We start from the raw sequence: 21,084 nt of genomic DNA on the forward strand, positions 1-21,084 counted from the left end.
TCGGACGGCTCGCAGGGCGCGGTGTCGGGGGACCCGACACCCGAGCAGGAGGTACAGGCGGTACTCGCCGACCCCGCGTCGACGACCGTCGTCGACCCCACCGCCGTCAACCCCGATCTGGCCGATCCGGACTTCGTCGCCGACGCCGTCGCACCGAGTCGCGACATCGCGGCGAAGGTGGGCGAGCCGCTGCTGGAGGTGTCCGGCCTCACCGTCCGGTTCGGCGGTGTGACCGCGCTCGACGGCGTGGACTTCACGATCAACCGGGGTGACATCTTCGGGCTGATCGGCCCCAACGGCGCCGGGAAGACCACCTGCTTCAACGCGATCACGGGTGTCTACGAACCGTCGGCGGGATCGGTGACGTTCGACGGCCGGCCGCTCAAGAAGGTCAAGCGGCACCAGATCACGCGTCGCGGCATCGCCCGCACCTTCCAGAACGTGCGTCTCTTCGGCGAGATGACCGCCCTGGAGAACGTCGTCGTGGGAACCGATGCGCGGCACGGCACCTCGGTGCTCGGCGCAGCGCTCCGTCTGCCCCGACACCGACGTGAGGAGCGCGACGCCGTCGACCGCGGGATGGCGCTGCTGGAGTTCGTGGGCATCGGCGCGCGCGCGGCGGAGAAGGCGCGCAACCTGCCCTACGGCGATCAACGTCGGCTCGAGATCGCCCGGGCGTTGGCCACCGAGCCGAAGCTGCTGTGCCTCGACGAGCCCGCCGCCGGCTTCAACCCCAGCGAGAAGGTCGCCCTGATGGAGCTCATCCAGAAGGTGCGTGACGACGGGTTCACCGTGCTGCTCATCGAGCACGACATGAAACTCGTCATGGGGGTGACCGAACGCATCGTCGTGCTCGAGTTCGGTCGCAAGATCGCCGAGGGCACACCGCAGGAGGTGCGGGACAACCCGCGCGTCGTCTCGGCGTACCTCGGTGTCCCCGACGACTCCGACGGGGACGAGTCCGTGCGCGACGACACCGACCATCATGAGTGAGGCGACGATGACCGACCGCGAGATCGTCCTGCGCATCGAGAACATGTCGGTGCACTACGGCCGCATCCAGGCCATCCGCGACCTGTCGCTGACCGTGGGATCCGGGGAGCTGGTCACGCTGCTCGGTGCGAACGGCGCGGGCAAGTCGACCACGATGCGGGGGTTGTCGGGGCTGCGGCCGCTGTCGTCGGGGTCGATCGAGTTCCTCGGCACCGACATCACCCGCATGCCCGCCCACAAGCGGGTGAAGATGGGGGTCGTCCAGGTGCCCGAGGGACGTCGTATCTTCCCGGGGATGACCGTCGTCGAGAACCTCGACATGGGTTGCTACGGGCGGGGTTTCGACTCCAAGGCCGACTACGCCGCCACCCGCGACCGCGTCTTCGACCTGTTCCCCCGACTGGCCGAACGGCGGTCCCAGCTCGGCGGCACCATGTCCGGCGGCGAGCAGCAGATGCTCGCGATCGGTCGCGCGATGATGGCGCGTCCGACGCTGCTCCTGCTCGACGAGCCGTCGATGGGGCTCGCACCGATGGTCATCGCGCAGATCTTCGACATCATCGGCGAGATCAACGCGGCGGGCACCACCATCCTCCTGGTCGAGCAGAACGCCCACCAGGCGCTCAAGCGGTGCGATCGCGGGTACGTCCTGGAGACCGGCGAGATCACCCGGTCGGGCACAGGCGCCGAGCTGCTCGCCGACGACTCCATCCGCAACGCCTACCTCGGCGTCGCCTGAGCGCACCGGGTCCTCGCGCCCTGTCGCAGGCGCTCCCTAGACTCGGGAGCTGTGACTCCCGCCTCGCCGTCCGCGACCCGTACCGCCCCCGCGAAGGGATCGTCCGCGAAGGGGTCGTCGGTGCCGACGCTGATGCTCCTCGACGGCCACTCCCTGGCCTACCGAGCGTTCTTCGCGCTCCCGGCCGAGAACTTCAAGACGGCGTCGGGACAGACCACCAACGCGGTCTACGGGTTCACGTCGATGCTGATCAACCTCCTGCGGGACGAGGCGCCGACGCACATCGCGGCCGCCTTCGACGTCTCGCGCCAGACGTTCCGTGCGGAGATGTTCTCCGAGTACAAAGCGCAGCGGTCCAAGTCGCCCGACGAGTTCGCCGGACAGGTGGACCTGACCAAGGACGTCCTCGCGGCCATGGGCATCCCGGTCATGGCCATCGAGGGGTACGAGGCCGACGACATCATCGCCACCCTCACCACGCAGGCCCGCGCCGCCGGGTTCCGCGTCCTCGCCGTCACCGGCGACCGTGACGCCCTGCAACTCGTCGACGACCAGACGACGGTCCTCTATCCCCGCAAGGGCGTCTCGGACCTCACCCGGTTCACCCCCGAGGAGGTGGACAAGAAGTACGGCCTGACGCCGGCGCAATACCCCGACTACGCCGCGCTCCGCGGTGACCCGAGCGACAACCTCCCCGGCATCCCCGGGGTGGGGGAGAAGACCGCGGCGAAGTGGATCCGCGAGTACGGCTCGCTCGACTCCCTCGTGCACGACGTCGACCAGGTCAAGGGCAAGGTCGGCGACGCGCTGCGCGAGAACCTCTCGTCGGTGCTGATGAACCGCCGTCTCACCGAGCTCGTCCGCGACGTCGAGTTGCCGTACGGCCCGGAGGACCTCGCCCTCAAGCCGTGGGACCGCGACAAGATCCACCAACTCTTCGACGACCTCGAGTTCCGGGTCCTGCGCGACCGCCTGTTCTCCACCCTCAGCTCGGTCGAGCCCGAGGCCGAGTCCGGTTTCGAGGTCAACGGCGAGGTGCTGGCACCGGGATCGGTGCGCGCCTGGCTCGACGCACACGCCCGCACCGGGCGCACCGCGCTGAGCGTCGTCGGTCCGGCCCGCGTGTTCGACTCCGACACCGAGGGCATCGCCTTCGCGGCGGAGGACGGCAGCGCCGCCTATCTCGACACGGCCGTCGTCGAGCCCGACGACGAGGACGCACTCGTCGAGTGGCTCGGTGACACGACCGCCGCCAAGGCGGTCCACGAGGCCAAGTGGGCGTTCCACGCGCTGCGGGGACGCGGGTGGCCTCTGGCCGGCGTCACCAGCGACACCTCGCTGGCCGCCTACCTTGTACGGCCCGGTCAGCGGTCGTTCAACCTCGACGACCTGGCCCTGCGGTACCTGCGTCGCGAGCTGCGGTCGGACGACGCCCCCGACGACGGACAGATGTCCCTGCTCGACGGTGAGGCCGAGGAGGCCCACGCGGCCGAGCAGCAGATGATCGCCGCCCAGGCCGTCCACGAGCTCGCCGCCACGCTCGACGGCGAGCTGAGGACGATCGACTCGTTGTCGCTGCTGACCGACATGGAGTTGCCGCTGCTCATGGTGCTCGCGGAGATCGAGGCGGCCGGGATCGCCGTCGACACCGCACACCTCGACGAGCTCGGTCAGGGTTTCGCCGACCGGATCCGCACCGCGGCCGACGCCGCGTACGCGGTCATCGGGGAGCAGATCAACCTCGGATCCCCCAAGCAGCTGCAGACCGTCCTCTTCGACAAGCTCGAGATGCCGAAGACGAAGCGCACCAAGACCGGCTACACCACCGACGCCGACGCGCTGGCAGGTCTGTACGAGAAGACGCAGCACCCGTTCCTCGAGCACCTGCTCGAACACCGGGACGCCACCCGGCTCAAGGTCACCGTCGACGGACTGCTGAAGTCCGTGTCCGACGACCGCCGCATCCACACGACGTTCAACCAGACCATCGCGGCCACCGGGCGGCTGTCCTCGACGGAACCCAACCTCCAGAACATCCCCGTGCGCACCGAGGCCGGCCGCGACATCCGCAAGGGGTTCGTGGTGGGTGTCTCGCCCTCGGGCGACCCCTACGAGACGCTGATGACCGCGGACTACAGCCAGATCGAGATGCGGATCATGGCGCACCTCTCGGAGGACGCCGGACTCATCGAGGCGTTCAACACCGGGGAGGACCTGCACAGCTTCGTCGGGTCCCGGGCGTTCGGTGTCCCCATCGACGAGGTCACCGTCGACATGCGCCGGCGGGTGAAGGCGATGTCCTACGGACTGGCCTACGGTCTCAGCGCGTTCGGCCTGGCGGCGCAGCTCAAGATCAGCACCACCGAGGCCAAGGAGCAGATGGACGCCTACTTCTCGCGCTTCGGCGGCGTCCGCGACTACCTGCACGAGACGGTCGAGGAGGCACGCCGCAACGAGTACACGTCCACGCTGTTCGGCCGACGCCGGTATCTGCCCGACCTCAACAGCGACAACCGTCAGCGTCGCGACGTCGCCGAGCGTGCCGCGCTGAACGCACCGATCCAGGGGACCGCGGCCGACATCATCAAGGTCGCCATGATCGACGTGCAGCGGGCGCTCACCGATGGCGCACTGCGGTCCCGGATGCTGCTCCAGGTGCACGACGAGCTCGTGTTCGAGGTGGCGCCCGGAGAACGCGAGGCACTCGAGGAGATGGTGCGCGCGAAGATGGGCGGCGCCATCGAGCTGTCGGTGCCGCTCGACGTGTCGGTCGGCTACGGCCGCAGCTGGGACGAGGCCGCGCACTAGCGCTGCGGGGCTGCGGGCGGCGTCAGGTCAGGTCGGTCACCGACCGGGCGTCGGAATCCCATCGTCGGAGCCCGGCGAGGTGGATCTCGTCGTCGATCCGGTGGTCGACGACCACGCGCATCACGGCGCCCAGGAGATCGAACGGCACCCGGCGCGCCACCGTGACGTGGGCGGTCCACCGTCCGGGCGTGCAGTGCTCCACCATGTCGTCGACCGCCACGGCGCTCGTCTCGACCACCGCCGCGTGCGTGGCCAGCAGATCGGCGGTGGGGACGACGGCGAGCGCGACGGTCGCGGTCCGCCCGCCGAACACCACCGGCGCACCGAGCATCACGGGTACCGGCAGCCGCGCCGACGCCAGCTCGCGGAGCGCGTCGTCGGCGGTGTCGCCGACCGTGCGAGCAGCGACCAGCGTGATGTGGGGGCGGTTCGACTCCGAGAGGACGGACGCCTGGCTGGGCAGGTCGGCCGCCGCCAGCGCGTCCCAGAGCGCCCGCACCCGCCGCTGCGCGTCGGGATCCGGCAGGAGCTCCACGGAATGTGCCATGGGGACAGTCTGATCGGTGTGGCCTCGACCCGGGAAGGTCGCTCGATTGTCCCGAGCCGGGAGGGTCAGTTAATTGCCGGTTACCGAGGCGCTGCGGGGCGGTGATGTCGTCTACTGTCACCGGAGGCGACGACAGGCCGTGTCGCCCGACGACCCGAGGGGGATTCCCAGTGCGATCGACACGACTCGCCACCACCATCGCCGCCGCGGCGGTGGTCCTGCTCGCAGCCGCAGGCTGCTCGAACAGCGAGGGCGGTGATTCGGGCGCGGCCCCGTCGTCGGGTGCGCCCACCTCGGTCGCGAAGAACGACGCGCTCGCGGCGCAGCTGCCCGAGAAGATCAAGACCGCCGGCGCGATCGTCGTCGGAGTGAACGTGCCCTACGCGCCCAACGAGTTCAAGGACTCCAGCGGCAAGATCGTCGGCTTCGACGTCGACCTCGTGAACGCGATCGCCGCCACCCTCGGCGTGCGGGCGGAGTACAAGGAGTCGGACTTCGCCAAGATCATCCCGGCGGTCCAGCAGGGGACATACGACATGGGCATGTCGTCCTTCACCGACTCCAAGGCGCGGCAGCAGCAGGTCGATTTCGTCGACTACTTCAGCGCGGGCACGCAGTGGGCGCAGCCGTCGGGGAAGACCGTCGACCCGAACAACGCCTGTGGCCTGCGGGTCGCCGTCCAGTCCGACACGGTCCAGGACACCGACGAGATCCCGGCGAAGAGCGAGGCCTGCACCAAGGCCGGCAAGCCCGCCATCAACAAGCAGAAGTACGACAGCCAGGCCGACGCCACCAACGCGCTCGTCCTCGGTCGTGTCGACGCGATGTCGGCGGACTCGCCGGTCACCGCCTACGCGATCAAGCAGTCGACCGGGAAGATCGAGAAGGCAGGGTCCATCTTCGACTCGGCGCCCTACGGCTACCCCGTCACGAAGGGCTCCCCGCTCGGACCGCTCCTGCAGAAGGCCGTCCAGGCGTTGATCGACAACGGGACGTACCGCGCCATCGCAGGCTCGTGGGGCGTGCAGGACGGCGCCGTCACCCAGTCCGTGATCAACGGCGCCACCAGCTGACGCGGTGACATCCAGCGAATCCGGCGGGGGCCAGGGTGTTCCCGGCCCGTCGGATCCGGTGCCGATCAAGGCCATACCCGTCCGTCGCCCGGGGCAGTGGGCGGCCGCTGTGGTCGTCGCGATCCTCGTCGTGCTGTTCGTCTACGGCGCGGCCACCAACCCGGCCTACGGGTGGTCGACCTACGGCAAGTACCTGTTCGACACCAGGATCCTCTCCGGCGTCGGGTACACCCTCGCGCTGACGGTGCTGTCCATGGTGATCGGCGTGCTGCTCGGCGCGCTGCTCGCGGTGATGCGCCTGACCCCGAACCCGGTGCTGCGGACGGTGAGCTGGGTCTACCTGTGGATCTTCCGCGGCACCCCGGTCTACGTGCAGTTGGTGTTCTGGGGTCTGTTCCCGTCGATCTACAAGACGATCAAGCTGGGCATCCCCTTCTCGACGACGTTCGCCCAGTTCGACATCCAGGACCTCAATGCCGCGTTCACCTTCGCCGTGATCGGACTCGCGCTGAACGAGTCGGCCTACATGGCCGAGATCGTGCGCGCCGGGATCCTGTCGGTCGGGGAGGGCCAGACCGAGGCGTCCAAGGCGCTCGGCATGTCGTGGGCGCAGACGATGTGGCGCACGGTCCTGCCGCAGGCGATGCGGGTGATCATCCCGCCCACGGGCAACGAGGTCATCAGCATGCTGAAGACCACCACCCTGGTGACCGCGGTGCCCTACAGCCTGGAACTCTACGGTCGCGCCAACGACATCTCCGGCGTGAACTTCCAACCGATCCCGCTGCTGCTGGTCGCGTCGACCTGGTACCTCGTGGTCACCAGCATCCTCATGGTCGGTCAGTTCTACGTCGAGCGGTACTACGCCCGCGGGGCGACACGACAGCTGACGGGACGGCAGCTCGCGGCCCTCGCGGCCGCGACCGGCAATCGCGACGGCAGTGCGGGGGCGGGAGGCTCATGACGACACCGATGGTGCGGGCCGAGCAGGTCTGCAAGGACTTCGGGTCCCTCCGGGTGCTCAACGGGGTGTCCCTCGAGGTGGGGCGCGGCGAGGTGCTCTGCGTGATCGGACCGTCAGGGTCGGGGAAGTCGACCTTCCTGCGGTGCATCAACCACCTGGAGACCGTCACCGCCGGCCGCCTGTACGTCGACGGTGACCTGATCGGCTACCGCGAGTCCGGCGGCAAGCTCTACGAGCTGAGCGGGAAACAGGCGGCCAGGCAGCGCCGGGACATCGGCATGGTGTTCCAGCACTTCAACCTGTTCGGCCACCGCACGGCGCTGGAGAACATCGTCGAGGCGCCGATCCGGGTCAAGGGTGTCGACCGGGCGAAGGCCGTCTCCCGTGCCCGCGATCTCCTCGACCAGGTGGGCCTGTCCGACAAGGCGGAGGCCTATCCGGCGCAGCTGTCGGGCGGACAGCAACAACGGGTCGCGATCGCCCGCGCGCTGGCGATGGACCCCAAGCTCATGCTGTTCGACGAGCCGACGTCCGCGCTCGACCCGGAACTCGTCGGCGACGTGCTGCAGGTCATGCGCAACCTGGCCTCGGAGGGGATGACGATGGTCGTCGTCACCCACGAGATGGGTTTCGCCCGCGAGGTCGCCGATCACCTGGTCTTCATGGACGCCGGGCGGATCGTCGAGAGCGGGATCCCGAGCGAGGTGTTGTCGGCGCCCCGTGAGGAGCGCACCAAGACCTTCCTCTCCCGCATCCTCTGACGGACATGACCTCCGAGGTCATCGACGCGATGACCTGTGTGCGACCACGATGGGGTCGTCACCGAGGAGGTCACCATGCCGCATCCGCCCACGCCGCCGGTCCCGGCGAGCCTGCCCCGGTGGCTGCGGCCGGTGATGGTCGCCGACCGCACGCTGTCCGCCTGGTTCGTCGGGTGCGGCTTCGGGTTCGCGCCGCTGTTGCTCGCGGTGGCGCACGCACCGTGGGCGACCGCCCTCGCGGTGACCGTCATCGCCGTCGCCGGACTGTGGCTCGGTCTGCTCGGGATCGGCATGGCGTGGGGCCTCGCCCACGTGCTCCGCGCGGGCGACGAACTGCCGCATGATTTCTGGGCGTCGATCATCGTGATGCCCCCGGTGGCGGCGCCTCCATCCGCACCGGGCCGCCGGTGAGCACCCGCGTCCCGGTGGGGGAGCAGCTGCGCGGATGGCGCGAGCGACGGGGACTGAGTCAACTGGCCGTGTCGGCGGAGACCGGCGTGTCGACCCGCCACCTCAGCTGGGTGGAGACCGGTCGGTCGAGACCGTCGGCGGCGATGGTCCTCCGTCTCGCCGACCACCTCGACGTCCCGCTCCGCGACCGCAACGGCCTGCTGCTGGCGGCGGGGCACGCCCCGGTCCATTCCGAACACGCCCTCGACGACCCCGAGGTGGCCGCGGTCGCGGAGGCGATGACGACGATCCTCGACGCGCACCGTCCGTACCCGGCCCTCGTCCTCGACCGCCGGTGGCGGGTCGTCGCGGCGAACGACGCCGTGGCGCCGTTGCTCGTGGGATGCGCCGAGGAGCTCCTCGCGCCGCCGATCGACGTGCTCCGGCTGACACTGGACGCCGGCGGCCTCGCGCCGCGGATCGTCGACCTGCCGACATGGCGCGCGCATCTGCTGGGGCGGGTCCGTCGGCGCCACAGAGCGACCGGAGACGCGGATCTCCGCGCGGTGCTCGCGGAGTTCGACCGGTTCCCCGACGAGGCGCCTGCGCCCACGGATCCGGTCGTGCTGCTGCGGCTGCGCGTCGGCGACGCGGTGGTGTCGCTGTTCTCGATGAGCGCGGCGGTGCAGACGGCCGGGGACATCACCGTCGAGGAGCTGGCCGTCGAGCTGTTCTTCCCGGCCGACGACGAGACCCGCGCGTGGTTCACCGCCCGATGACGGGGCCCCGACGCCTCAGCGGGGCAGGTGGGTCACGAAGATCGCGGTGCCGGGGAAGTACTGGCCGCGCAGCGGACTCCACTGACCCCACTCCTGCTCGAGCCATTCCGGCCACTCGGGTTCGACGATGTCGTCGAGGACGAGTCCGGCCGCGCGGATCTCCCGGACCCGGTCGCCGATCGTGCGGTGGTGCTCCGCGTAGGAGACCCGCCCCGCGTCGTCGACCTCCACGTACGGGGTCCGGTCGAAGTACGGGATCGCGACGGTGAGCCCGGCGGGTCCGGGATCGTCGGGGAAGGCCCACCGCATCGGGTGGTTCACCGCGAAGACCCACCGACCGCCCGGTCGCAGCACCCGCGCCACCTCTGCCATCACCCGCGCGGAGTCGGCCACGAACGGCACCGCACCGAACGCCGAACACACGACGTCGAACGACTCGTCGGCGAAGGGGAGGTTCTCGGCGCCGGCCTGCACCAGCGCGGGCACCCCGGACGCGGACCCGTCTGCGATCGCCCGACGCCCACGGGCGAGCATGGCGGCCGAGACGTCGAGGCCGACGACGTGCGCCCCGTGGTCGGCGAGCCATCGCGCGCACGGCGCCGACCCGCACCCGATCTCGAGCACGTCGCGGTCGACGACGTCGCCGAGCAGCCGCGCGTCGCCCTCGTGCAGACCCTCCGGACACCACACGAACTCACCGGCGGGGGAGTCGACGCCGAGGAATCGTCCGTGCTCGGCGTCGTAGGAGGCGGCATCGGCGTCCCACCAGCGACGATTCGCGTCCTCACTGGCCGCGGAGTCCGGTCGGGGGCCTCGCGCCGGTCTGCTCACCCGTCCACTCCCGCCCTGTCGTGAACCCGTGTTTGTCCAGCACCGTCGCGCTCGCGTAATCTCAGGCGTGCGCGTGCCCATGCTCGCGTGGGGAGTCATGCCCCGGTCAGTTCGGCCGCACGGCCGACGAGACGACCGGTGGCGGAACACGAGATCCGCCTCGCCGGTTGCATCGACGTCACCCGAGTTCCACGAAACCTACTACCACTTGTCCGGAGCAACCCACCACATGCCGTCCTCCACAATCGCCTCGCCGCAAGTTGCCGTCAACGACATCGGCACTGCCGAGGACTTCCTCGCCGCCATCGACTCCACGATCAAGTACTTCAACGATGGCGACATCGTCGAGGGCACCATCGTCAAGGTCGACCGCGACGAGGTCCTGCTCGACATCGGTTACAAGACGGAGGGCGTCATCCCCTCCCGTGAACTGTCCATCAAGCACGACGTCGACCCCAACGAGGTCGTCGAGGTCGGCGACGCGGTGGAAGCTCTCGTCCTCACCAAGGAGGACAAGGAGGGCCGGCTGATCCTGTCCAAGAAGCGCGCTCAGTACGAGCGCGCCTGGGGCACGATCGAGGAGCTCAAGGAGAAGGACGAGGCCGTCAAGGGCACCGTCATCGAGGTCGTCAAGGGCGGCCTCATCCTCGACATCGGGCTGCGCGGCTTCCTGCCCGCCTCGCTCGTCGAGATGCGCCGTGTGCGCGATCTCCAGCCGTACATCGGCAAGGAGATCGAGGCCAAGATCATCGAGCTCGACAAGAACCGCAACAACGTGGTCCTGTCGCGGCGCGCATGGCTCGAGCAGACCCAGTCCGAGGTCCGCAGCGAGTTCCTGCACCAGCTGGCCAAGGGCCAGGTCCGCAAGGGCGTCGTGTCGTCCATCGTCAACTTCGGCGCCTTCGTCGACCTCGGTGGGGTCGACGGTCTGGTCCACGTCTCCGAGCTGTCGTGGAAGCACATCGACCACCCCTCGGAGGTCGTCGCCGTGGGCGACGAGGTCACCGTCGAGGTGCTCGACGTCGACCTGGACCGCGAGCGTGTCTCCCTGTCGCTGAAGGCGACGCAGGAGGACCCGTGGCGTCAGTTCGCCCGCACCCACGCGATCGGTCAGATCGTCCCGGGCAAGGTCACCAAGCTGGTGCCGTTCGGTGCGTTCGTCCGCGTCGAGGAGGGCATCGAGGGCCTCGTGCACATCTCGGAGCTGGCCGAGCGCCACGTCGAGGTGCCGGACCAGGTGGTCGCCGTCAACGACGACGCCATGGTCAAGGTCATCGACATCGACCTCGAGCGTCGCCGCATCTCGCTGAGCCTCAAGCAGGCCAACGAGGACTACACCGAGGAGTTCGACCCCTCGAAGTACGGCATGGCCGACAGCTACGACGACGCGGGCAACTACATCTTCCCGGAGGGCTTCGACTCCGAGACGAACGAGTGGCTCGAGGGCTTCGAGAAGCAGCGTGAGGCATGGGAGGCCCGGTACGCCGAGGCCGAGCGTCGCCACAAGCTGCACACCGCGCAGATCGAGAAGTTCGCCAAGGCGGCGGAGGAGGCGGCCAACGCCCCCACCGACTACTCCTCGGAGTCGTCCGCGTCGACCGGTGGTTCCTCGGAGGCGGCATCGTCGTCCACGAGTGCGCCGCGCGGTGGATCGCTCGCCAGCGACGAGCAGCTCGCAGCGCTGCGCGAGAAGCTGTCCGGCAACGCCTGACATCTCCCTCGTCTGATTCACCGACGACGCCCCGACCGGTTCCCGGTCGGGGCGTCGTCGCGTTCTCCGCCCCATTGAGGATGACGCGGATCACACATGGGCCGTGATGTGATCGATTCGTGGGCAACCGTTCTCGAGTTCCCGGCCCGCGACCTTGCCAACGTTCATCGGCGCCTGACAGTGTTCTCGACGTCGGTGGATGGCATCGATTCGTCATCGGCGTCGTGAGTCCGGCGCGGCGCGAACACATCTCGAGTGCGACAGGACGACCACCGTGAACATGGTCTCGCGCCTGCAGATCTGGCAGCTGGTCGGAATCCTGCTCGTGGCACTGGTTTTCGGATCCTACGTCGGGATCCGCTACGTCAAGCTCGACCACCTCGTCGGCGCCGGCGTCTACACCGTCCACGCCGACTTCCCCGATTCCGGCGGCATCTTCACCAACGCGGAGGTCACCTACCAGGGTGTCCCCGTCGGCCGGGTCGGGGCGCTGAGCCTCCGGCCCGACGGTGTCCGCGTCGACCTCGCCCTGGACTCCGGGGGACCGAGGATCCCGGCGTCGTCGCAGGCGGTCGTCGCGAACCGGTCGGCGATCGGCGAGCAGTACGTCGATCTGCGGCCTGCCACGACGGGCGGACCGGCACTCGGCGACGGCTCCGTCATCACCGACACGTCCATCCCCGTCCCCGTGCAGGACGTCCTGGCCTCGGCGGTGGACCTCACCGAGTCCGTGCCAATCGACGACCTGCGGACCGTCGTCACCGAGCTCGGCAAGGCGTTCGACAACAACGGTGAGAACCTTCGGGTCCTCGTCGACTCGTTGGCGAACCTGTCGAAGTCGGGCAACGACAACCTGCCGCAGACGATCTCGCTCATCCGCAACTCCGACACGGTGCTCAGCACCCAGGCCGCACAGTCCGACGCGATCCTGGACTGGTCGAAGAACCTCACCCTGGTCACCGCGCAGCTGGCGTCGAGCGACCCCGACCTGCGTCGTCTGCTGACGACGGGCCAGACGTCGGCGACGCAGCTGTCAGCGCTGCTCGAACGCAGCGGTGGCGACGTCACCACGGCCCTGCGGGACCTGGGCAAGGACATCCGGAACGTCAGCGGGGCCTTCTACGGCGTGTCCCCCGCACTGGGTCAGCTCTCGGCGATCTCCTCCGGGAGCTACTCGACAGCTCCGGGTGACGGGACCATCCACTTCGGCACGACGTTGGAGACCAACAACCCCCCTGATTGCACCCTCGGCTACGAGAAGACGCAGCAGATCATCGCCGAGGAGAAGCGCAAGAACCCGGACTTCGACGTGAACTACGACGACTTCCCGTTCAACACCGACGCCAGATGTGCGGTGGCGCAGGGGAACCCGACCGATGTCCGTGGCGCCCAGAACGCCGTCTACGCCGACCCGGGCGTCACGCAGCCCTGGGACGCCCGAGCCAAGCGGGATCCCGACAAGCTGGACCTGAACCCGATCGTCACGCAGCTGTCGTACCTGCTCGGCGTGACACCCCGCTGACCGCGGACGACACCCCCGGGTGCCCCCACTGGCGTCTGCCACACTGACCCGGTGATCAGAGTGGGTCTGACAGGTGGGATCGGTGCCGGCAAGTCCACGGTCGCGCGGGTCTTCGCCGACCGCGGGGCGTATCTCATCGACGCCGATGTCATAGCCCGGGAGGTCGTGGCCCCCGGGACCGACGGTCTGGCGCAGCTCGTCGCCGAGTTCGGCGACGACATCCTCGACGCCGACGGCGCGCTCGACCGACCGGCCCTGGCGGCACGGGCTTTCGTCGACGAGGACAGCCGCAAGAGGCTCAACGGGATCACGCACCCCCTCGTGGGTGCGCGGACGTGGGAGTTGCTGCAGGCGGCGCCGGACGACGCGGTCGTGGTGCAGGACATCCCACTGCTGGTGGAGGGCGGGATGGCCGCCTGGTTCCACCTCGTCGTCATCGTGCACGCGGACATCGGGACGCGGCTGGCCCGCCTCACCGAGCAGCGTGGGATGGACCGCGACGACGCCCTGGCGCGGATCCGGTCACAGGCCGACGATGAACAGCGGCGGGCGGTCGCCGACGTCTGGCTGGACAACTCGGGATCCGCCGAGGACCTCGCCGTCGCCGCGGCATCGCTCTGGGACGACCGGCTCGTCCCGTTCGAGGCCCACGTCCGCGCGCGCACGGTCGCGACCCCGTCCGTGCCGTCCGTCGGCGCCGACACCGATGCCGACACCGTGGCCACCCGTGTCGTGAACCGGGTGCGTGCGGTCGTCGGCGATGCGGCCCGCGGGGTCGAGCGGGGTCCCGGCGCCGGGGTCGAGGTGGTGGTCACCGTCGCCGACGCGGCCGCGGGTGAGGCTCTGACCGACACGCTCGCCGACGGTGGGTTCCCCCGTGCGGGGTCGCAGGGGGGCGAGCAGGTGCACGGGTCGGCCGACCCCGGTCGTCCCGCGACCGTGCGGGTGGTGCCCGGCGCCTGAGCGGCGCTCAGCCGTCCCGCCAGCGCACCGGACATCCCTGCGCGGCCAGCCATGCCTCGACGTCGTGACCGGCCGCGGCGATCCCCGCCATCGTCGTCGTGGCGATCTCGACGGCGGCCACGGTGTCCTCCCGCGAGATGAGGTCGGCGCGGTGGGCGTCGACGAGCTCGTCGACGTCGAGGAGTTCCACCGGCCGCCCCGGGTGGTCGACGAGGTCGAGATACCAGTCGACGGAGTGCCACCGTCCCGACTCGTCCGGACCGCGGAAGTGCCCCACGTCGAGGTAGAGACGCTGCCCGGTGTCGTGGGCGGGACGGAAGTGGAAGATGCTCACCCGCAGCCCGAGAGGCGGGAGCAGCCACGACTCCAGGTGGTGGAACCGCGCATGATCCGCCGCCCGTGACATGTACAGGCCGTACGCGGTCTCCCGGAACACCGCGACCGGACGCACGAACCCCTTGTTGTCGGTGTTCGTCCCCGCGGGCACGTCGAACACCTCGCGTTTGGGCGGATGAGGGCGCTCCATCGGCGGACTCTAACGCCGACTCCCGACGCTGTCCCGCCGAGAACGTCCGGGATGTCGCCGGGAGATGTCGCGGGGAGATGTCGCCGGAAAGTGTCACTGTCGGACCCCGCGCCTACCCTGGCAGGTATGGCATTCGCGGCAGAGCACCCGGTCGTCGCCCACTCGGAGTTCCGGCCGGTCGGCGACATCGAACGGTCCGAGGCGACGTTCGAGGTCGTCAGCGAGCACAAGCCCGCCGGCGACCAGCCGACGGCGATCGCCGAACTCGAACGTCGGATCACCGCGGGCGAGAAGGACGTGGTGCTCCTGGGGGCCACCGGCACCGGCAAGTCGGCGACCACGGCCTGGCTGATCGAGAAGTTGCAGCGACCCACGCTGGTGATGGCGCCGAACAAGACGCTGGCCGCGCAGCTGGCCAACGAGCTGCGGGACATGTTGCCCAACAACGCCGTCGAGTACTTCGTCTCCTACTACGACTACTACCAGCCCGAGGCGTACATCGCGCAGACGGACACCTACATCGAGAAGGACTCGTCCATCAACGACGACGTCGAGCGCCTCCGGCACTCGGCGACCTCGAGCCTGCTGTCACGCCGTGACGTCGTCGTGGTCGCGTCGGTGTCGTGCATCTACGGCCTCGGCACGCCGCAGTCCTACCTCGACCGGTCGGTCGAGCTGGAGGTCGGACTGCAGGTGGACCGCGACGCACTGCTGCGCCTCCTGGTCGACGTGCAGTACACCCGCAACGACCTGAGCTTCACCCGCGGCAGCTTCCGTGTCCGCGGGGACACGGTCGAGATCATCCCGTCGTACGAGGAGCTCGCGGTGCGCATCGAGTTCTTCGGGGACGAGGTGGAGGCCCTGTACTACCTGCACCCGTTGACCGGGGACGTGGTCCGCCGGGTGGACTCGCTGCGGATCTTCCCCGCCACCCACTACGTCGCCGGACCGGACCGGATGCACCGCGCGATGGAGAGCATCGAGGCGGAGCTCGAGGCGCGTCTCGCCGAGCTCGAGCGGGCGGGGAAGCTGCTGGAGGCGCAGCGTCTGCGCATGCGGACCTCCTACGATCTCGAGATGATGCGGCAGGTCGGGTTCTGCTCCGGGATCGAGAACTACTCGCGCCACATCGACGGGCGCGGCCCCGGCACCGCACCGGCGACCCTCATCGACTACTTCCCGGACGACTTCCTGCTCGTCATCGACGAGTCCCACGTGACCGTGCCCCAGATCGGCGGCATGTACGAGGGGGACATGTCGCGGAAGCGGAACCTCGTCGAGTTCGGTTTCCGGTTGCCCTCCGCCGTCGACAACCGCCCGCTGACGTGGGACGAGTTCGTCGACCGCATCGGCCAGACGGTCTACTTGTCGGCCACCCCGGGTCCGTACGAGCTCGGTCAGTCCGGCGGCGAGTTCGTCGAGCAGGTGATCCGGCCGACCGGTCTGGTCGACCCGCAGGTCGTCGTCAAGCCGACGAAGGGCCAGATCGACGACCTCGTGCACGAGATCACCACCCGGGCCGAACGCGACGAGCGTGTCCTGGTCACCACCCTCACCAAGAAGATGGCCGAGGACCTCACCGACTACCTCCTCGAGATGGGGATCCGGGTGCGGTACCTGCACTCCGAGGTCGACACCCTGCGCCGCGTCGAACTGTTGCGTCAGCTCCGTTCCGGCGACTACGACGTCCTGGTCGGCATCAACCTGCTGCGTGAGGGTCTCGACCTGCCCGAGGTCTCGCTCGTGGCGATCCTCGACGCCGACAAGGAGGGGTTCCTCCGCAGCACGACCAGCCTCATCCAGACCATCGGGCGTGCGGCCCGCAACGTCTCCGGCGAGGTGCACATGTACGCCGACAAGATCACCGACTCGATGCGCAACGCCATCGACGAGACCGACCGTCGTCGCGAGAAGCAGATCGCCTACAACAAGGCGGCAGGGGTCGACCCGCAGCCGCTGCGCAAGAAGATCGCCGACATCCTCGACCAGGTCTACAAGGAGGCCGAGGACAGCGTCGACATCGGCGGGTCGGGCCGCAACGCCAGCCGGGGTCGTCGTGCCCAGGGTGAGCCGGGACGGTCCGGTGCCAGCGCCGGCGTGATCGAGAAGCGGGACGTCTCGGCGATGCCCCGGGCCGAACTCGCCGACCTCATCGCGGCCCTGACCGATCAGATGATGTCCGCCGCACGTGATCTGCAGTTCGAGCTCGCCGGTCGCCTCCGTGACGAGATCTCCGACCTGAAGAAGGAACTGCGGGGGATGGACGCCGCGGGGATCCGCTGACCACACCGGGGGACCGGTGTGTCGATCACCACGATCGTCGGACAAACCCCGTGTCGTGCCATTATTGTCCGCATCGAGTGGGTGTTCGATCTGCGAGCACCGCGAGCGATCGGTCATCGGTGATCAGACGGAGGAATGGATGAGCGCGTACACCACGGTTGTCGTCGGTACGGACGGCTCCGAGTCGTCGATGAAGGCTGTCGAGCGGGCCGGTGCGATCGCCGGTGACTCGGCGAAGCTCGTCATCGCGTGCGCCTTCTTCCCGCACGAGAACAAGGACGTGAACACCATGTCCGACGTGCTGAAGGACGAGGCGTACCAGGTCCACGGCAGCTCGCCGACCGAGGAGATCTTGCGCACCGCCCGCGAGCGTGCGGTCAAGGCCGGGGGCTCGACCGCCAACATCCAGACCCGTCCCGTGAAGGGCGCCCCCGTGGACGCGCTGTTGCAGCTCGTCGGCGACACCAAGGCCGACCTGCTCGTCGTGGGCAACAAGGGCCTGAACTCGATCGCGGGACGCCTGCTGGGCTCGGTCCCGGCCGATGTGGCCCGCAAGTCGGCGTGCGACGTGTTGATCGTCCACACCGTCTGAGAAGTCCGTACGACGCGACCGCCACACCCCGTGGGTGCGGCGGTCGCGTCGTATCCGGGTCAGTCGAGGTCGTCGAAGAACGACGGCAGTCCCGCTGCATGCACGACGGTCAGGCGCTGCGTCGCCCTGGTCAGCGCGACGTACAGATCGTTCAGACCCCGGGGCGACTGGGCCACGATCGCCGCCGGCTCGACGACCACGGTTCGGTCGAACTCCAGGCCCTTGCAGTCGGCGACGGTGAGGACCTGGGTGGCCGTGTCGCCCGCCGCTGCGACCACCGTCGAGTGGAGGTCGTCGGGGACGACGACCGCGCTGATGCCGTCCACACCGTCCATCCGCGCCGCCTCGACCGCGGTGGGGGCCAGCGCGGCGGCGTCGACCTCGACGATCGCGGGTGACACGCCTGCGCGCCGGATCGACCGCGGTGCCTGCGCCTGCGGATCGATGCGCGCCAGCACGCGGGCCGCGAGATCCATGATCTCGGCGGGGGTCCGGTAGTTGACCGTCAGGTCGTGACGTCGCCACCGTTGCGCGACATAGGGTTCCAGCACCGTGGCCCAGGAGCGCGTCCCCGAGGGTGCACCCGTCTGCGCGGTGTCGCCGATGACCGTCATCCAGCGGTTCGGGATGCGCCGCATGATCATCCGCCACGCCATCGCGGACAGCTCCTGCGCCTCGTCGACGATGACATGCCCGAACGTCCAGGTGCGGTCGGTCTGGGCCCGTTCCGCCGTCGTCATCGAGCTGCGGCGCGTCTGTCGGGCCGCGAGCTGCTCGGCGTCGATCAGGTCGTAGGCCATGAGGACCTCGGGGTCCAGTTCGTCCTCGATGTCCTGCGGGGCTGACCCGGTGAGGATGTCCAACGCCTCCTGCGCCTCGACCAGACGGCGACGGAACTGTTCCTGCTCGGCCCGCTCGTCCTCGCCGGTGTCGTAGCCGATGATCTCGGCCAGCTCGTCGAGGAGTGGGACGTCGTCGACGGTGAAGGTGCCCCGCGACGCACCCGGGCGCAGCAGCGCCCGGCGGACACCGGCGTCCCGGCCGCGTGTGGCGTCGGCCAGTCGTGCGGGGTCGTGGAGGAGTTCGTCGAGGACGATCTCCGGGGTCAGATGCGGCCACAGCCCGTCGAGGGCGGCCCGGATGGCGTCGTCCTGCTCCATCTCGTCGCGGATGTCGGCGATGTCCCCCGCACTGAGCAGCTGGGAACCGTCGACGATCGACGACCCGATCCGGGCGGCGTGCTGTTCGGCGAGGGCGTCCAGGGCGGCCCGGACGAAGACCGAGCGCGCACGGTTGTGGGGACGCCGTGTCGACCGCGCCCGACCGCGGGCACGTTTCACGACGGCGCGGTCGATGTGGAGCGGGTACCCGTCGAAACGGACGGTGATGGTCTCGTCCGGGAGCGACTGCCGTTCGCGCACAGCATCTCTGAGGACGTCGATCACCGACAGCTCGCCCTTGATCGTCGCGGCGTCCGCGGGGTCGTGGGCGACCGCGCGTACCCCGGGGTACAGGTCCCCGACCGTCGCCAGCAGGACGCCCGTCTCGCCCAGTGACGGCAGCACCTGTCCGATGTAGCGCAGGAAGTCGTCGTTTGGCCCGATCACCAGGACGCCGCTGCGCGACAGCACATCCCGGTGTGTGTACAGCAGGTATGCGGCGCGGTGGAGTGCGACGGCGGTCTTGCCCGTACCCGGTCCTCCCTGGACGACGGTGACCCCACGGTGCGACGAGCGGATGATCTCGTCCTGCTCGCGCTGGATGGTCTCGACGATGTCGGTCATCTCGCCGGTGCGCGCCGCGGTGAGTGCCCCGATCAGGGCCGCCTCGTTCACCACGTCGCCGCGCGTCGTCGCGTCGAGGTCGCCGGAGTCGAGGCGTTCGTCGTTGACGGCCATCACGCGACGGCTGCGGGTGCGGACGTGGCGGCGGACCGCGACCGACTCCGGTTCGGCGGGTGTCGCCAGGTAGAAGGGGCGGGCGAGCGGGGCCCGCCAGTCCAGCAGGAGGGTCGAGTCCTCGTCGTCGTCGTCCAGGATGCCGATGCGGCCGATGCGGCGGATCTCACCGTCCTCGAGGTCGAGGCGACCGAAGTACAGGTTGTGCTCGGCGGCGTCGAACTTCGCGAGGTCGTCGCTGTACTTGCGTTCGTAGGACTCGCGTTCCGACTGCGACTGGGGTGTGCCGTCGGACTCGATCAGGGCCGTGGCCAGTCGCCGGTTCGTCGACGACCGCATCCGGTCGAGTCGGGCGTAGACGCTGTCGAGGTGGGCCTGTTCCACCGTCGTGGCATCGGGGGTGGTCTGTGTCATCGGGGCGAGATCATGTGTGTGCAGATGTGTCCGTCTGGTGCGAGCGGTGGGGCGGGGGTGGGGCGGACGCCGTGGTCCGCGCACACCACGGCCCGGCACATGGGCATGTGCCGGGCCGGGGCGTGCAGGGGTGTCACCGCAGGTCGGAGGCGGCCTTCTCGAGACGCTTGCGCGCACGACGGCTCAGGTGCACGCCTTCGTCCTGGGCGGTCGCGGCGAGTGCCTCGGCGCGCGCGCGGGCCTGCTGGACCAGATCGGGTCCACGGTCGCGCGCGGAGTCGGCGAGATCGACGCCGCGGTCACGGGCGCGGTCGGCGATGTCGGAGCCGCGGTCCTTGGCCGTGTCGAGCAGGTCCGACCCGCGGTCGCGCGCGCGGTCGGCCAGGTCGGAGCCGCGGTCGGCGGCCCGGTCGGCGAGCTCGGACCCACGCTTGCGGGCCTTCTTCGCGAGCTTGTCGCTCTCCTTGGATGCCTTCTTCGCCAGCTTGTCCCGCTCCTTGGATGCCTGCTTGGCCAGCTCCTCGGCGCGCTTGGACGCCTCCTTCGAGGCCTCCTCGGCGCGCTTGCGCGCGGCCTTGGCGGCCTTCCGTCCGAGCTCGGCGCCGCGTTCCGCAGCGGACTCCGCGATCGGGGTGGCCTTCTCGCGTGCCGCCTCGGCGAGCGGGATGGCCCGCTCCTTCGCGGCCTCGGCGAGCGGGATGGCCCGTTCCTTGGCGGCCTCGGCGACGACCGGGGCCTTCTCGCGGGCGACCTCGGCCAGCTGGCCCGCGCGATCGGCGGCGATGGACTTGATGTGGTCGAAACGGTCGTCGTCGTCGCCGACGAACGGGATGGCCGAGCTCACCGCGTCCGCCGCGTGCTCGGCGGCCTTGCGACCGCGGTAGGCGACCGACGGCTTGCCCTCGGTGTCGACGGCGGTGATGAGCAGCCCGCCGAGCAGGGACACGTTCTTGAGGAAGTGGATCAGCGCCGCGTTGCGCGCCTCGGCGTCGGATTCGTTCCAGAAGTCGTGACCCGCCAACGTCGTCGGCACCAGCGACCCGGCGAGAGCCAGGGCGGCGATGCGGGGGACCTTGCCGGTGGCCAGCAGCACGCCGGCGCCGACCTGGACGGCCGCGTTGATCCGGACGAGCGACTCGGTGTCGTCGGGCAGCGGATCGGTGATGTCGTCGGGGAGTGTCTCCTGCGACTTCTTCACGAACGGCCGCGCGGTGTCGGCGAACTGTTCGGGGTGACGCAGGGCGGTGACACCCGACGCGACGAACACGCTCGCGAGCATCGGTCGGGCAA

General features: G+C 69.6%; 18 protein-coding genes. 13 read left to right on the plus strand and 5 right to left on the minus strand.

The window, feature by feature from the left end; translation table 11 throughout:
- Positions 1 to 21: 21 nt before the first annotated feature.
- From LX14_RS18615 to polA, 3 genes are read left to right on the plus strand one after another with little or no spacing between them, the layout of a single operon-like run.
- Positions 22 to 993 carry an ABC transporter ATP-binding protein gene (locus LX14_RS18615; RefSeq protein ID WP_253648911.1) on the plus strand — a complete coding sequence of 324 codons (972 nt, stop codon included), beginning with the start codon at positions 22 to 24 and terminating at the stop codon, positions 991 to 993.
- A gap of 7 nt (positions 994 to 1,000) precedes the next feature.
- Complete coding sequence (locus LX14_RS18620; protein WP_253648853.1) at positions 1,001 to 1,732, plus strand: ABC transporter ATP-binding protein; 732 nt, start codon at positions 1,001 to 1,003, stop codon at positions 1,730 to 1,732.
- Positions 1,733 to 1,783: 51 nt separating this feature from the next.
- On the plus strand, positions 1,784 to 4,540 hold the full coding sequence (polA, locus tag LX14_RS18625) for a DNA polymerase I (protein ID WP_253648854.1): 2,757 nt from the start codon (positions 1,784 to 1,786) through the stop codon (positions 4,538 to 4,540).
- Positions 4,541 to 4,562: 22 nt separating this feature from the next.
- On the opposite strand, the gene LX14_RS18630 is transcribed toward polA, so the two are convergent.
- Positions 4,563 to 5,087: a 2'-5' RNA ligase family protein gene (locus LX14_RS18630; RefSeq protein WP_253648855.1), complete on the minus strand. Its 525-nt coding sequence runs from the start codon at positions 5,085 to 5,087 to the stop codon at positions 4,563 to 4,565.
- Positions 5,088 to 5,257: 170 nt separating this feature from the next.
- Between LX14_RS18630 and LX14_RS18635 the strand changes: the two genes are divergently transcribed.
- The 5 genes from LX14_RS18635 to LX14_RS18655 all read left to right on the plus strand — a co-directional run bounded on the left by LX14_RS18635 (position 5,258) and on the right by LX14_RS18655 (position 9,054).
- The gene (locus LX14_RS18635) at positions 5,258 to 6,160 is read left to right on the plus strand and encodes an ABC transporter substrate-binding protein (RefSeq protein WP_372505453.1); all 903 of its coding nucleotides are present in this window, start codon (positions 5,258 to 5,260) and stop codon (positions 6,158 to 6,160) included.
- A gap of 4 nt (positions 6,161 to 6,164) precedes the next feature.
- The gene (locus LX14_RS18640; protein WP_253648856.1) at positions 6,165 to 7,124 is read left to right on the plus strand and encodes an amino acid ABC transporter permease; all 960 of its coding nucleotides are present in this window, start codon (positions 6,165 to 6,167) and stop codon (positions 7,122 to 7,124) included.
- Positions 7,121 to 7,885 carry an amino acid ABC transporter ATP-binding protein gene (locus LX14_RS18645; protein ID WP_301283867.1) on the plus strand — a complete coding sequence of 255 codons (765 nt, stop codon included), beginning with the start codon at positions 7,121 to 7,123 and terminating at the stop codon, positions 7,883 to 7,885. The genes LX14_RS18640 and LX14_RS18645 overlap by 4 nt, the downstream gene beginning before the upstream one ends.
- A 75-nt stretch (positions 7,886 to 7,960) precedes the next feature.
- A complete protein-coding gene (locus LX14_RS18650; protein WP_253648857.1) occupies positions 7,961 to 8,296 on the plus strand; it encodes a hypothetical protein in 336 nt (111 codons plus the stop codon).
- The gene (locus tag LX14_RS18655; protein ID WP_253648858.1) at positions 8,293 to 9,054 is read left to right on the plus strand and encodes a helix-turn-helix domain-containing protein; all 762 of its coding nucleotides are present in this window, start codon (positions 8,293 to 8,295) and stop codon (positions 9,052 to 9,054) included. Before LX14_RS18650 ends, LX14_RS18655 begins: the two co-directional genes overlap by 4 nt.
- A 15-nt stretch (positions 9,055 to 9,069) precedes the next feature.
- Here LX14_RS18655 and LX14_RS18660 read toward each other — a convergent pair whose 3' ends face one another.
- A complete protein-coding gene (locus LX14_RS18660; RefSeq protein WP_253648859.1) occupies positions 9,070 to 9,885 on the minus strand; it encodes a class I SAM-dependent methyltransferase in 816 nt (271 codons plus the stop codon).
- A gap of 229 nt (positions 9,886 to 10,114) precedes the next feature.
- Here LX14_RS18660 and rpsA point away from each other — a divergent pair, with 229 nt between their 5' ends.
- The 3 genes from rpsA (at position 10,115) to coaE (ending at position 14,081) form a co-directional block, all read left to right on the plus strand.
- A complete protein-coding gene (gene rpsA / locus LX14_RS18665; RefSeq protein ID WP_253648860.1) occupies positions 10,115 to 11,596 on the plus strand; it encodes a 30S ribosomal protein S1 in 1,482 nt (493 codons plus the stop codon).
- A gap of 280 nt (positions 11,597 to 11,876) precedes the next feature.
- Complete coding sequence (locus LX14_RS18670) at positions 11,877 to 13,118, plus strand: MCE family protein (RefSeq protein ID WP_253648914.1); 1,242 nt, start codon at positions 11,877 to 11,879, stop codon at positions 13,116 to 13,118.
- A 51-nt stretch (positions 13,119 to 13,169) separates the two neighbouring features.
- A complete protein-coding gene (gene coaE / locus LX14_RS18675) occupies positions 13,170 to 14,081 on the plus strand; it encodes a dephospho-CoA kinase (RefSeq protein ID WP_253648861.1) in 912 nt (303 codons plus the stop codon).
- A 7-nt stretch (positions 14,082 to 14,088) separates the two neighbouring features.
- Here coaE and LX14_RS18680 read toward each other — a convergent pair whose 3' ends face one another.
- Positions 14,089 to 14,607 (minus strand): ribonuclease FAU-1 family protein, encoded by a 519-nt coding sequence (locus LX14_RS18680; RefSeq protein ID WP_253648862.1) that lies wholly within the window; start codon positions 14,605 to 14,607, stop codon positions 14,089 to 14,091.
- Positions 14,608 to 14,733: 126 nt separating this feature from the next.
- On the opposite strand from LX14_RS18680, the gene uvrB reads away from it, so the two are divergent.
- Both uvrB and LX14_RS18690 read left to right on the plus strand, forming a co-directional pair.
- The gene (uvrB, locus tag LX14_RS18685) at positions 14,734 to 16,890 is read left to right on the plus strand and encodes an excinuclease ABC subunit UvrB (protein WP_253648863.1); all 2,157 of its coding nucleotides are present in this window, start codon (positions 14,734 to 14,736) and stop codon (positions 16,888 to 16,890) included.
- Between the two features lie 139 nt (positions 16,891 to 17,029).
- Entirely contained in the window at positions 17,030 to 17,482 is a 453-nt protein-coding gene (locus LX14_RS18690) for a universal stress protein (RefSeq protein ID WP_253648864.1), read from the plus strand.
- Positions 17,483 to 17,541: 59 nt separating this feature from the next.
- Here the strand turns inward: LX14_RS18690 and LX14_RS18695 are convergent, their stop codons facing one another.
- Complete coding sequence (locus tag LX14_RS18695) at positions 17,542 to 19,794, minus strand: PhoH family protein (protein ID WP_253648865.1); 2,253 nt, start codon at positions 19,792 to 19,794, stop codon at positions 17,542 to 17,544.
- A 133-nt stretch (positions 19,795 to 19,927) separates the two neighbouring features.
- Positions 19,928 to 21,073 (minus strand): DoxX family membrane protein, encoded by a 1,146-nt coding sequence (locus LX14_RS18700; RefSeq protein ID WP_253648866.1) that lies wholly within the window; start codon positions 21,071 to 21,073, stop codon positions 19,928 to 19,930.
- Between the last annotated feature and the right edge of the window lie 11 nt (positions 21,074 to 21,084).

It is taken from the genome of Williamsia deligens (assembly GCF_024171765.1).
In the GTDB taxonomy this organism is placed as follows: Bacteria; Actinomycetota; Actinomycetes; order Mycobacteriales; family Mycobacteriaceae; genus Williamsia_A; species Williamsia_A deligens.